This is a genomic window from Pseudoalteromonas sp. MSK9-3, assembly GCF_003590335.1.
Taxonomy (GTDB): Bacteria; Pseudomonadota; Gammaproteobacteria; order Enterobacterales; family Alteromonadaceae; genus Pseudoalteromonas.
The window spans coordinates 249,260-262,696 of record NZ_MIET01000009.1 but is presented as its reverse complement, the minus strand read 5'-3'; the positions used below and the strand labels follow the sequence as shown (position 1 = coordinate 262,696).

Genomic DNA, 13,437 nt, shown 5'->3' with positions numbered 1-13,437 from the left:
TCATTTTTATATGACTACTCTTTACTGAAGTGGTTAGAGTGATTTCTCTATATCTTCTTGAGATGTATGGCGAATATCTTTACCATTAACAAAATAAATTACATACTCTGCAATGTTTTGGCAACGATCGCCAATACGCTCTAATGAGCGAACTGACCAAATTAAATCCATTATTTTAGGGATTGAACGCGGGTCTTCCATCATATATGTCATTATTTGACGTGTTAATGCTTCATACTCACGGTCTACTTTTGCATCTTCTTTGTGTACTTCAAATGCTTTTTGCACATCCATACGTGCAAATGCATCAAGTACGTCATGCAACATACGAGACACTTGGCGTCCCATATTATCAATGTTTAATAATAAATCTTGCTGATCTTTAGTAAATGAGTCTAACGCCACTCTTGCAATGCGCTCAGCCTCATCACCAATACGCTCTAAATCAGCAATGGTTTTTGCTATCGCAACGACCAAGCGTAAATCACTCGCAGCAGGCTGACGTTTGGCAATAATACGTGTACATTCCTCGTCAATATTGACTTCCATCGCATTAACTTTATAGTCATTTTCGCTGACTTTACGTGCTTTATCAGCATCTGCACTGTTGACCGCATCGAGTGCTAAGTTGAGTTGCTGTTCAACTAACCCACCCATACTCAAAACATGATTTCGCACGTTTTCGAGTTCTTCGTTAAAACGACCCGAAATGTGCTTATTTAAATTGTGTTCCATAATTCTTCTCCTACAAACTTAAAGCGCTTAACCGTAACGGCCCGTAATATAATCTTCGGTTTTCTTCTTTAAGGGTGTCGTAAACAAGGTATTCGTATCTGCATATTCAATCAATTCACCCATGTACATAAAGGCTGTCTGATCAGATACGCGCGCGGCTTGTTGCATGTTATGCGTTACGATAACAACGGTGTATTTGTTCTTTAAGTCATTAATGAGTTCTTCGATAACTAACGTCGAAATAGGGTCTAGTGCTGATGTAGGTTCATCTAGCAATAATACCTCAGGTTCAATCGCAATAGAACGCGCAATCACCAAACGTTGCTGCTGACCACCCGATAAACCAAATGCGCTATCATGAAGTCTATCTTTTACTTCATCCCATAGTGCAGCACCACGTAATGACTTTTCAACGACTTCATCGAGTTTGCGTTTATCTTTGATCCCTTGCAAACGCAAACCATACACCACATTTTCATAAATTGATTTAGGAAAGGGGTTCGGGCGCTGAAATACCATACCGACATTTCTGCGCAATGCGGCAACATCGACACGTTTATCGTAAATATTTTGCCCATGTAGAATGATTTCGCCTTCAATACGGCATATATCTACTAAATCATTCATGCGGTTTATACATCGTAATAATGTTGATTTACCACACCCTGACGGGCCGATGAACGCAGTCACTTGCCCTTTAGGGATCAACATGTTGACGTTGCTAAGCGCTTGCTTGTCTGCATAGTAAAGATCGAGGTTCTTGATCTCAAGCGCCGTTTGCTCTGGCGACAAGTTTGCTAAATCTAATTTATTTTGGCCATTGGCCTGATTAACTTCTGGAGCTACTGTAATCATTATTTTTACCTACTTAAAATCTTTACTATTAATGCTCAAGTGATCTGAACTTTTCACGTAAATGGTTACGAATACCAATCGCTGTGATATTGAGTGCGATGATCACCGACACCAACAAAAATGCAGTCGCATATACCAACGGTCTCGCGGCTTCAACATTCGGGCTTTGGAAACCGACATCATATATATGGAAACCTAAGTGCATAAACTTACGATCTAAATGAATATACGGGAAGTTGCCATCCAGCGGTAACGTTGGTGCCATTTTCACAACACCCACCAGCATCAGTGGCGCAACCTCACCCGCAGCACGTGCAACGGCTAAAATCAGTCCGGTCATAATCGCAGGGCTTGCCATTGGTACAATAATACGCCAAAGCGTTTCAGCTTGCGTGGCACCTAAGGCTAACGACCCGTGGCGCACTGTACTCGGAATACGAGATAAGCCTTCTTCTGTCGAAACAATCACCACTGGCAATGTTAAGATTGCAAGGGTTAGTGCAGACCAAATCACACCTGGCGTACCAAACACAGGGCTTGGAGCAGCTTCAGGATAAAACAACTGATCTAGAGAGCCACCTAACATGTACACAAAGAACCCTAAGCCAAATACACCGTATACAATAGAAGGAACACCCGCCAAATTAATAACAGCAATACGGATCATCTTAGTCACTGCATTTTTCGCGGCATATTCATGTAAGTATATTGCCGCAATCACGCCAAATGGCGTCACAATAACGGCCATTAGCATCACCATGAACACAGTACCAAATATAGCAGGGAATACGCCGCCTTCGGTGTTTGCTTCACGCGGATCATCGCTAACGAACTTACCAATTTGAGACAAGTAATGGCCAATTTTTGCCAAGGTACCCATATCGTTCGGAAACCAAACATCAAGCACCTGATAAATAGGTAAAATTACGAGTTCGCCACGCATATCACGGACAACAACTTGGTCTCGCTTGGCTTGCTTGCGCAACTTAAATAAACGCTCTTCAAAGACTTTATATTCATCTCTCAGTGCAGTGCGTTGCGCTTGTAAATCAGCTACTCGTTCTTTGGTCAATGCGTTATCAAGCACATAGCCCTTTTCTTTTAAACGAAGTCGTTCAAGTTCATAGTTGATGTGGCCAATTTCACCATTTTGTAAATCGAGTGCCTCATCATTTAAATCAACCGCACGTTCTACTAACTCGTATAAACGCGCAACAGATTGCTCATTGATCACTTTGCCATCTTCAACGACATGATCGACATAACCATAAAAGTTACCATTTTTACTGCGTTCAAACACCGCTAATGCTTCAGGTGCCGATTGCTTTTGTATATCAGTCGATAATACCCATCTGAAGTCTAACTCTACATATTCACGGTTACCTGTTTTAACCAAAATACGTTCAATAAACTCCGAATCAAAAGCGGATAAATCATACCCTGCAGCTTCTAATCGTGTTTTTGGTACCATCTCACGATCATAAATTTCACCTATGACCGTTTGTTGAGGTACCGAGCCATTTAACTCTAATTCAACGACTTCTGATGGCCAGAAAAAACTCAAGCCTTTCCATGCGATCATTGCCAATAACCCAAGTACCGATATCAAGCTGATACTAACGGCACCACCTGTCATCCAGATCCACGGAGAACCTGACTTAAACCACTGCTTTACCATGTCATGAGCTCCAGTAATTACATTGAACTGTATTTTTCACGCAACTGCTGACGTACAAATTCAGCAATGGTGTTAAATACGAAAGTAAAAATAAACAATACAAACGCTGCGAGGAAAAGAATTCGATAATGCGAACTCCCTACTTCTGATTCTGGCATCTCAACAGCAATATTAGCGGCAAGCGTACGCATACCTTGGAAAATACTCCAATCCATAATAGGGGTGTTACCTGTGGCCATTAAGACAATCATGGTTTCACCTACTGCACGGCCTAATCCCATCATAACCGCAGAGAATATACCTGGACTTGCAGTTAACAACACGACTCTGACGAGTGTTTGCCACTGCGTCGCACCCAATGCTAATGACCCATTTGATAAATGCTTTGGTACACTAAATACCGCATCTTCCGCGATAGAGAAAATCGTCGGGATAACCGCAAACCCCATAGCAATACCCACTACCAAAGAGTTACGTTGGTCAAATGTCATGCCGAGCTCATTGGTTAAGTACTGGCGTACATTACCGTCAAACATAAACTCTTCTACACCGCCACTGATCGTAAATGACAACCAACCAACTAAGAGCACAACAGGGATCAATACGATTGAATGCCAACCATCAGGTAATAAATGACGAATACGCTCTGGAAGTTTTGTCCATAAAAAGGCCGTTCCTATCATAGAAAGAGGCAGTAAAATCAACAATGCGACGATAGCGGGTAAATGTGTTTCGATTAAAGGCGCTAACCATAAACCAGCCAAAAAGCCTAAAATTACGGTGGGTAACGCTTCCATTATTTCAACGGTTGGTTTAACCACCCTACGCAGCTCACTCGACATAAAATACGCTGTATATATCGCCGCAGAAAGCGCAATCGGGACTGCGAATAACATCGCATACATAGCAGCTTTGATGGTACCGAATGAAATAGGCACCAATGAAAACTTGGATTCAAAATCATCTGACGCAGAAGTAGATTGCCAAGTGTAAGCAGGCTCGGGATAACCTTCGTACCATACTTCTTGCCATAAGGCCGACCATGTCACTTCTGGGTGCTCATTGTGAATATCAAATACAGAGATTTTATTATCTGTAATGATCAATGCAGCATCAGAGCGCGGCGATACGGCAAATGCTTCAATGGCACTGTCGCTAACTTTGCCTTGCCATAAATGGGCTTGGCTCGTTGTATAATATAGACCTAGATCACCCGTATCTGTCGTAGTAAAGAACGTACGGCGATAAAATTCACTATGGATATCTACATTGCTATTTTTACTGGTTTCAAATGCACGAATTTTATTAAACTTGCGACCGTCGTCCGTATTTATTTCAAACCACTGTGATACCTCACCATTATCGTTGGCAAGCATTAAAGAGTTCGCGCCTGCTAATAACGTGGTACCCACTAAGTTAGCATTTTCTTCATTAGCAGCAAGTATTTGAATTTGCGTAACCTCGCTCGCATCTCGGGTATCAAAGATATAAATTTGATTTGCTGAGCGAATAAAAGTACGTGTCGTGTCTGGTGACATTAATAGCTCATCAATCCTGCTATCGATTCCCAGTTCACTTCTTTCTACCACCCACTCGACTTCACCACTGAACATATTTTCTTCAGCAGTGAATGAGGCAAAAATGACGCGCTTGTCAGCGGTTAATGCCACAACGGCGGTTTTTTCTTCATAGTGACTGAATGCTAGGCGTTCAATGGCAGCACCTTGTTCATCAACTAATAACTGCTGGCCATCTAACGGATAACTTAAACGCGGTGTGATCACACGCTGATTACCCGGGAACGTTACTAAGAATGAAGGACGTACCAATTGCACTTGACCGTTATCTAAACCGTATGCGTACTGGCCTAAAAATGGCGCACTTTTCGCAAAACTGGTTACTTGGCCATTCAGGTCAGTCACCAAGCTCTTTAGTTTTTTACCTGTGTCAGCTCCTTTCAATTGAAAAAAGTCGACAGCACCGGTGCTATTTAATAAGTAAGCAATTTCAGTTTGTTCCTCAACACCAATCCCCACATATTGTTCAGAGTTTTGCAGCGTAATATCAACACGCTTCTCAACTTTAGCCGACTCTAAAATTGGTTGAACAACATATAACAGGTAAAAGAAGATCATCAACAAAGCGATCAAAACCATTACCCCACCGGCGGTAATGCCATATTGTGCAAACCGATCTTTAAATAGACGGCTTCTATCCGTTTTAAAAGACGGTTGCTGCGGATTTGAAGACATCAAAACACCCTTTTATCTTAAAGTTGCGCGCATTATATTTCATCAAGATGACAGTTATGTTACATGCGGCATGTTACATGAAGAGATAACGAACATCATGTTTTTAGGTACATATTTTCAAGGCGATCGTGCAAGTTGATATTGCGCAAAACAGTTTGCATTTGTTTACATTACAACGATGATTTTATTGGACAAGCCAAAACACTGAACTAATCTATAAAAGCACTATCTACCTTAGTAGGCTATGTATAAGGATCATACCCACTTTGTTGTAGCCGTTTTTTTCATGCCTTGTCATATTCACAAGGCTACAATAATAAGAGATTCACATTATGAAGCAGTTAGTATTAACCATTATCGGAAAAGACCGACCAGGTTTAGTCGAAGAAATTTCTTCTACTTTACTGAAGCACCACGGAAACTGGCTTACCAGTAACCTAAGTCATTTAGCAGGTCAGTTCGCTGGCATAGTACAGATCGAAATAGCTGAAGAGCACTTACAAGAAATACAAGATGCGCTGCAAGCCTTACCTGGTTTAGAAGTAAAACTTGAACTAGGAGAACTAGAACTTGCCCCTCAAACCCCAGAAACATTGAACCTCGTTATCACAGGTAATGATAGACCTGGGATAGTACAAGAGTTAGCTGCTGTTATTCGTCATAAAGGAGCAAACATCACGCATTTAAACTCAAGGCAGCAAAGTGCGCCTAATTGGGGAGTTCCTATATTCAGTGCTTTTGCCACTGTCACTCTCCCTACGGGTATGCATAAAGATAATGTCATTGAGGCACTAGAATCTATCACCAGTGATCTCATTGTCGATATTGAGCCCGAATAAATAAATACTATAAAACAGTTTGTATTGAATAACTTTCATACATGACAAGCGCTTAGTCGTTTGTCATGAAAGTGTCATTATTTGGACCTATATTATCTTTAGCGTCTTCCTAAAGAATTTAATAATGCAGGCAATATCTAACCCTCCTGAGACCATAAGCTACTTTTCGAAAGAACTGAGCTGGCTGTCATTTAATGAGCGTGTTCTACAAGAAGCCAAAGACAAAAATAACCCAATTATTGAACGCATGCGCTTTCTCGGGATTTTCTCTAACAACCTTGATGAATTCTTTCGAGTCAGAGTGGCCGATGTAAAAAGGCGAGTATTACTAAACAACCTGTCTGATGCTAACTTTGATGCTGATGAGGCGCTATTAGCTAACATCAATAAAAAAGTACTCGAATTAGGCAAGAAGTTTAATGTAGTACATCAGCATATATTAAAAGATCTCGCGCAGCATAACATTTATGTCGCGCAACCAAATGAATTATCCGATTTCCATTTGACATGGCTACAACAGTTCTTTCAAGATCAAGTGCTGCCACAGATGTCACCCATGTTATTGACTGAAAATAAAGATTACTCAGACAATATCAATGACACAATGACCTACTTTTTTGTGCAAATGCTCGGAGAAAAACAGCATCATGCATTACTCGAGATCCCAACAGATCGAGTAGAGCGCTTTGTCCAAATGCCCCCAGAAAAGTCGAAGCGACATAAAACCATCGTTATGCTTGATGATGTCGTCCAATACTTTATCGCTGATGTATTTAAAAGCTTTTTTAATTTCGACAGTATCGAAGGCTATGCCATAAAGCTCACTCGTGATGCTGAATATAATCTCGATAATGAAATTGAAGAAGGTTTGCTCGACAAAATGTCTAAAGGCTTAAAACAGCGCCTTTATGCAGAGCCCGTTAGATTAGTCTACGATCAAACCATGCCTGAAGAGATGTTAAAGGTGATGAAGAAGCGCCTCGGTGTAACACATCAAGATGCCTTGATCCCAGGAGGGCGCTATCGCAATTTTCGCGACTTTATTTCGTTTCCTAACGTTGGCAGAAAAAATTTAGAAAATGCCCCGCTTCAGCCATTGCAAAGCAGTGCGTTCAACGCCCACTCGAGTGTTTTTAAGGCCATCAGTGAGAGAGATATTCTGCTGTACTATCCTTATCATACCTTTAATCACATGTTGGAATATGTGCGCCAAGCCGCCTTTGATCCTAAAGTAACGCAGATCAAAATTAATATCTACCGAGTTGCCAACCGTTCGCGGCTAATTTCATCACTGCTCAGTGCTGTAAAAAATGGTAAAAAAATTACCGTTATGGTGGAGCTCAAAGCCCGCTTTGACGAACAAAACAACATCGAATGGGCTAAGTTACTGTCTGAAGCTGGGATCAAAGTCATGGTTGGGATCCCGGCACTGAAAGTTCACAGTAAATTATGTGTGATCCACCGAAAAGAAAAGGGAAAAATCGTCAAATATGCCCACATCGGCACAGGTAACTTTCATGAAAAAACCGCCCGTATATACACCGATTTTAGCTTATTCACAAAGCACAACGAAATCTGTAATGAATGCGACAGCGTATTCAAATTTATAGAAAGTAGCTATCGCCCTTTTCATTTTGAGCACCTAATGATCTCTCCTGTTAACGCACGAGATCGTATTTTAGACCTCATTGACAAAGAAGTACGCAATGCAGAACAAGGAAAAATTGCTAGGATCACCATTAAGGTCAATAACCTAGTTGATAAGCAATTAATTGATAAACTGTATTTCGCAGCGCGACATGGAGTCAAGATCAGAATAATCCTCAGAGGTATGTGCTCTTTGGTTCCGGGCTTACCGCGCTTTAGTGATAATATTAAAGTGATCAGTATCGTTGACCGGTTTTTAGAGCACCCTCGGGTTATGGTATTTGAGAACAACGGCGATCCGCAAGTCTTCATCTCGTCTGCAGATTGGATGACACGTAACCTAGATCATCGTGTTGAAGTGGCCGTACCTATTTATGATGAATCGCTTAAACGCATAATTTTAGATATTCTTGAGCTACAGTTTCGTGATCGAAGTAAAGCGAGGCTGATTGATGCAGAGCAAAAGAACCTGTATGTCCGCAGAGGGAATAGAAAAAAAATTCGTTCACAAATAGCCATATATGACTACCTAAAAAAATATGAAAATCACAAGACCGTATGAAAACAGATTACCCTTCAATTGCCGCCGTTGATTTAGGCTCCAATAGTTTTCACTTGCTGGTTGCCAGGCATGTCGATGGTCGCTTTCAAATATTACATAAAGAAAAGCAACGCGTATACTTGGCAGCTGGGTTAGATGATGATTATTACCTATCTCAAGACGCCATTGCACGCGCATTACATGTATTACAGCAATTTGCGACTACACTCGAAAGCTTTCCTCATAGCCATGTTCAAGTTGTTGCTACGTATACCTTGCGCAATAGTAAAAATATTCATTACTTTTTACGTAAAGCACAACGTTGCTTCCCATTCAAAATTAACGTGATTTCAGGTCAAGAAGAGGCACGGCTAATTTATCAAGGTGTCGCTAATTATATACATAGCGACCATAATCGCTTGGTTATTGATATTGGTGGAGGAAGCACTGAACTCGTGATTGGCCGGCACTTTGAGCACCAGCACTTAGCAAGTAGAAATATGGGTTGTGAGACTATCACTAAACAGTTTTTTGCTGATGGAAAACTCAGTGTTCAACGTTTTAATCACGCACAAATAAAGGCTGAACAAGATTTAGAGCCCATCACGGCGACTTACCTAAATACGGGCTGGAAAACATGCTTAGGCACATCAGGTACCATTAAAACATTAGTCGCAATAAACCAAGCTAACTTTGCTCAAAGCCTGTTAACACTGCACTCTTTAGAGCAAATAAAAGCGCTTCTTCTTGCACAAAACCACATTGAACAAATAAATATCAAAGGGCTACCTACAGAACGACATTCTAATATTGTCGGCGGGTTAGTCATTCTTATTGCCGTGTTTAAACAACTAGGTATCACCACGCTTGACTACTGTGACCACTCGCTCAGAGAGGGGTTACTTAATGAAATACAGCGTAATGAAGTACGGGATATTCGCTCTCGAACCATTCAAACCTTGAGTGAGCACTATACCGTCGATACTGTGCACAGTGCCAACATCTGTAAAACCTTACAACAACTCTTTAAAGCGGTGAAAAATACCTGGCAACTCACGTCATTTGACCTGCAAATGTTGCACTGGGCAGCACAATTGCACGAAGTGGGCTTAACGATAAACTCTTCAGGATTACATAAACATAGTGCTTACATCGTCATGCACAGCCAGCTCCCTGGGTTCACACAAGAGCAGCAGCTGATGCTGAGTGGTCTGATCCGTTTTCACCGAAAAAAGATTAAACTAACCGAACTTAATGCGCTTAACGATGAACAGCAGCAGACATTAAGCAAACTGCTTCCTTTACTTCGTCTGGCTGTTATATTTAATCAAAAACGCCAACATCAACCGCTCCCAGTTATTGCATTACAAGCACAAGACGAGCAGCTAAGCATTACAATTGATCAAAACTGGCTTAATAAACACACCATCCTACTCGCTGATTTACAGCAAGAGCAACATTATTTAAAACCATTGAATATCATTTTATTGATACGCTAGCGAGGCGCAGCGTATCAATAAAATAAGTTTATCCCGTATGCACAACAGCAAAAATCTCATCTGCATAGGCACGGCTTTGCATCGCTAAGTCAAATAAGTGTTCTTTGCCAGTTGCAGGTCGAATAGCGTTTAAAATGGCTTCGGCTTCTACCCAGTTATTATGTTCGACTTCTATTGCCAAACGCAATGCACCACCTAATAAGCCTTGGTAATCCAGTAAAGCACTGCTTAAAGAGCTATTTAATGAGAACTCAGAAATAACGGTCGCGAGCTCGATTTCTAATACCGCATCGAGAATAGACATCAAGCCAATCAAATAGCCCTGCTCGGCCATTTCATCTCCACCAGGGTTCAAAAAAAGCTCAATAAACCGCGCTCGCATTAAGCCCATTTTGGTTAATTCAGCAGGTTTGTCTAAACCCAATTCACTCAAGGCTAACACTCTGACAAACTGTCGTATTGCATCTTCCCCTAAATATACAACAGCTTGCGCTATCGACTTCATTTCAACTTTATTCTCACCGGCTTTGGCATTCGCCAGCTTTAATACCCTAGCCGTCAAACTCAAATCTTTTGCTACACGTTGTTGTACTTCTTTGAAGCATAAATTTTTCTTCGCCGTACACCGCAATAAATCAAACACAGCAAATTTTGACGGTTCAATATTGCCGTGATTCAACATCTCGGGACGCGCAAAAAAATACCCTTGAAAATAATCAGCTCCTGCCGCATGGATAAAATTATACTCTTCTTGAGTCTCTATACGCTCAACAACAATCTTTACATCCGGATACGCACGTTTTAGCTTTTTCAGCATCATTGTCGTTTTTATAATTGGCTGCTCAACTTCTAACTTGATGTAATGCATATGCGCTAGCAAAGGTTGCCAACGCTCATCCCCATCATAATCATCAAGTGCAAAATGATAGCCTTGCTGTTTCAAACGCAAAACCGTCTTTAATAACTCTGGTATATTCTGAGAACGTTCAACAATTTCAATCACTAAGTTCTCAGGGTTCAGTAACTTGGGGAGCTCTTGAAGTAAAGATTCATCTGATAAATTAATAAAAGCGCGATGCCCTGCTGCCAAGCGCTCTAGCCCAACAAGCATCAGTGAATTAAAAAACATTCGACCTGTGGCCTGCCCATCAGTGACGCCGGATGGAAATGCGTTATGGTCTGAATCTCGATATAATAATTCATACGCAAACATATTTTGCGCTTTATCAAGGATAACTTGGCGTGCAATATATTGTACTGAGGAATTTTTTACATTCGCAGCTGTCCCACTCATCAACATTCATACCCTTTATTTTACTGAATTAAACTTAGCCACGTTGGTAGTTCAGAATACGATATGCACGTATGCTGAGCAATTAAAAACTGGCTTGGTTCATCATTTATTACTAATACCTGCATAGGCTTACATCTAGTAAAGTACGCTAAAATCTATAAAAATAGCACCCAGGTCACTTATACACAGTCAAGCACCCTCTATGACGTATTAATAAATAGCACTGCGTTATATCAAACACCAGTGATGACCTATGCCATCCAACATGACGCTACAAAACCATTCACTGAAATTAAGTATGGCACCATAATCTTAGAGACTGCTGAACTTTGCTGCTCTATTTCTTCTCTTGAAGCCTGCTTTATCCCCGCGCTTAATGCGTAGCCTAGTGATCTAAGCGATTATTAAGCAACAAAGAAAAAAGAGCGCTCAAAAGTTCAACACCTCCTAATATTTTGACACTTTTTTTGCACCGTTCCAAATCATATTGCTGAGTATATATAAAGCCTAAAGTCATTTAGTTCGTTAGAGACTATAGACCCTATAAAAAGTATGGTTAAGTGCTTTGCGCCTCTAGCGGCATACTCAATGAATAAAGTATAATCACACTTTCAGCCGTATTTTTAGGAAAAAATTATGAGTATTGCCGCCACTTTAGCTGAGCGCAGTAATGGACAATGTGAACTCTGTAGCAGTCACCTAGACCTCAGTGTATTTGAAGTACCGCCGGTCAATGAGGCTCACTCAGATAAATGTGTCTATTTATGTGCAATCTGCAAAAGCCAAATTGAAGGCGAAGAAGCCCTGCAAGCAAATCACTGGCACTGCTTAAATGACAGTATGTGGAGCCAAACACCTGCTGTACAAGTTGTTGCTTTTAGATTATTGAGCCAATTAGCGGCAGATCATGGGTGGGCACAAGACGCGCTTGATATGCTGTATTTAGAAGATGATACCCGTACATGGGCAGAGCAAGCACTTGCTGAAGAGGATGATATAGTTCATGTAGATAGCAATGGCGTAAGACTCAGCGCCGGTGACACAGTAGTGCTTATCAAAGATTTAGATGTCAAAGGCAGTAGCCTTGTTGCAAAGCGAGGCACAGCCGTTCGAAATATTGGCCTCACCTCAAACCCTGAACACATTGAAGGGCGTGTTGACGGGCAACGCATCGTTATTTTGACTAAATTTGTCAAAAAATAGAGAGCTATTAGCCCCGTATTTTACGGGGCTAATAGGGTTTAGTTTTATTTACTCTGCAACCAATTGCTCGCTGCGATAAAACCCAGTCTCGTCACTCAACATTTCAACGAACTCAGGTAACACCGAATCCATAGTGGCTTTCAATGTCCAAGGTGCATTAATAACAATCATGCCCGATGCTGTCATACCATGCTCTTGCGTATCTGCACTGGTCGCTAACTCAAACAGTTGAACATTACGCACACCAGATTCAACTAAAGTTTGCTCAAGTAAATCAATACGCGCCCTATCGACAACCGGATACCAAATCATATAAGTACCCGAATTAAACTTTTTATACGCTTTAATAATCATTTTTGCTGCTTGCTGATAATCTGTTTTGATCTCATATGGCGGATCCATTAACACACAAGCACGTCTTGATGATGGGGGAACTAATCCTAATAACCCTTTAAAACCATCTTCACTTCGCACTCTAAGTGACTTTTTGTGCGCTAAATTATCGGTTAGCAATTCCGAATCTTTTGGGTGTAATTCAAAGAACCACCCTTTATCTTGGCGCCTTAGAAACTGTTCAGCTACTTTAGGTGAACCTGGATAAAACGCCAATGCATCGTCATTAAATGATTTAACTAAATCAACAAACGCTTTAATCGCGTCGTTGTCACCACTGTAATGCCAAAGCTTCGCTATACCGTCTAAGTATTCTTGTGTTTTTTGCGCGTCACTACTGCTCAATTCAAAAAAACCAGCCCCGGAATGCGTATCAATATAATCTAAAGGCTTATCTTTACGCGTCATGTATTCCAGTACATTTGCAAGCACGAGGTGTTTAATAATATCCGCAGGGTTTCCTGCATGGAATGAATGTCTATAACTGAGCATGTGGTAACC

The 13,437-nt window shown here is 41.1% G+C and carries 10 protein-coding genes; 4 read left to right on the top strand and 6 right to left on the bottom strand.

All coding sequences use genetic code 11. The features are described from left to right. Positions 1 to 33: 33 nt before the first annotated feature. The 4 genes from phoU to BGP78_RS03290 are packed head-to-tail and all read right to left on the bottom strand — an operon-like array spanning position 34 to position 5,520. Positions 34 to 735 carry a phosphate signaling complex protein PhoU gene (gene phoU, locus BGP78_RS03305; protein WP_010364047.1) on the bottom strand — a complete coding sequence of 234 codons (702 nt, stop codon included), beginning with the start codon at positions 733 to 735 and terminating at the stop codon, positions 34 to 36. 27 nt (positions 736 to 762) lie between these two features. Then, positions 763 to 1,590, bottom strand: a complete 828-nt coding sequence (gene pstB, locus BGP78_RS03300; RefSeq protein ID WP_119860060.1) for a phosphate ABC transporter ATP-binding protein PstB — start codon at positions 1,588 to 1,590, stop codon at positions 763 to 765. A gap of 28 nt (positions 1,591 to 1,618) precedes the next feature. Continuing rightward, positions 1,619 to 3,268: a phosphate ABC transporter permease PstA gene (gene pstA, locus BGP78_RS03295; protein WP_119860059.1), complete on the bottom strand. Its 1,650-nt coding sequence runs from the start codon at positions 3,266 to 3,268 to the stop codon at positions 1,619 to 1,621. Positions 3,269 to 3,285: 17 nt separating this feature from the next. Beyond that, positions 3,286 to 5,520 (bottom strand): ABC transporter permease subunit, encoded by a 2,235-nt coding sequence (locus tag BGP78_RS03290; RefSeq protein ID WP_119860058.1) that lies wholly within the window; start codon positions 5,518 to 5,520, stop codon positions 3,286 to 3,288. A gap of 332 nt (positions 5,521 to 5,852) precedes the next feature. On the opposite strand from BGP78_RS03290, the gene BGP78_RS03285 reads away from it, so the two are divergent. The 3 genes from BGP78_RS03285 (at position 5,853) to BGP78_RS03275 (ending at position 10,046) form a co-directional block, all read left to right on the top strand. Continuing rightward, entirely contained in the window at positions 5,853 to 6,359 is a 507-nt protein-coding gene (locus BGP78_RS03285; protein ID WP_119860057.1) for a glycine cleavage system protein R, read from the top strand. A gap of 124 nt (positions 6,360 to 6,483) precedes the next feature. Beyond that, positions 6,484 to 8,568, top strand: coding sequence for a polyphosphate kinase 1 (gene ppk1 / locus BGP78_RS03280; RefSeq protein ID WP_119860056.1), 2,085 nt, complete (start codon positions 6,484 to 6,486; stop codon positions 8,566 to 8,568). After that, entirely contained in the window at positions 8,565 to 10,046 is a 1,482-nt protein-coding gene (locus BGP78_RS03275) for an exopolyphosphatase (protein ID WP_119860055.1), read from the top strand. Before ppk1 ends, BGP78_RS03275 begins: the two co-directional genes overlap by 4 nt. Before the next feature lie 28 nt (positions 10,047 to 10,074). On the opposite strand, the gene BGP78_RS03270 is transcribed toward BGP78_RS03275, so the two are convergent. Next, positions 10,075 to 11,346, bottom strand: a complete 1,272-nt coding sequence (locus BGP78_RS03270) for an EAL and HDOD domain-containing protein (RefSeq protein WP_119860054.1) — start codon at positions 11,344 to 11,346, stop codon at positions 10,075 to 10,077. A 630-nt stretch (positions 11,347 to 11,976) separates the two neighbouring features. Here BGP78_RS03270 and BGP78_RS03265 point away from each other — a divergent pair. Next, positions 11,977 to 12,543, top strand: coding sequence for an alkylphosphonate utilization protein (locus BGP78_RS03265; protein ID WP_119860053.1), 567 nt, complete (start codon positions 11,977 to 11,979; stop codon positions 12,541 to 12,543). Positions 12,544 to 12,591: 48 nt separating this feature from the next. Here BGP78_RS03265 and BGP78_RS03260 read toward each other — a convergent pair whose 3' ends face one another. Then, positions 12,592 to 13,428, bottom strand: coding sequence for a 23S rRNA (adenine(2030)-N(6))-methyltransferase RlmJ (locus BGP78_RS03260; protein ID WP_119860052.1), 837 nt, complete (start codon positions 13,426 to 13,428; stop codon positions 12,592 to 12,594). Between the last annotated feature and the right edge of the window lie 9 nt (positions 13,429 to 13,437).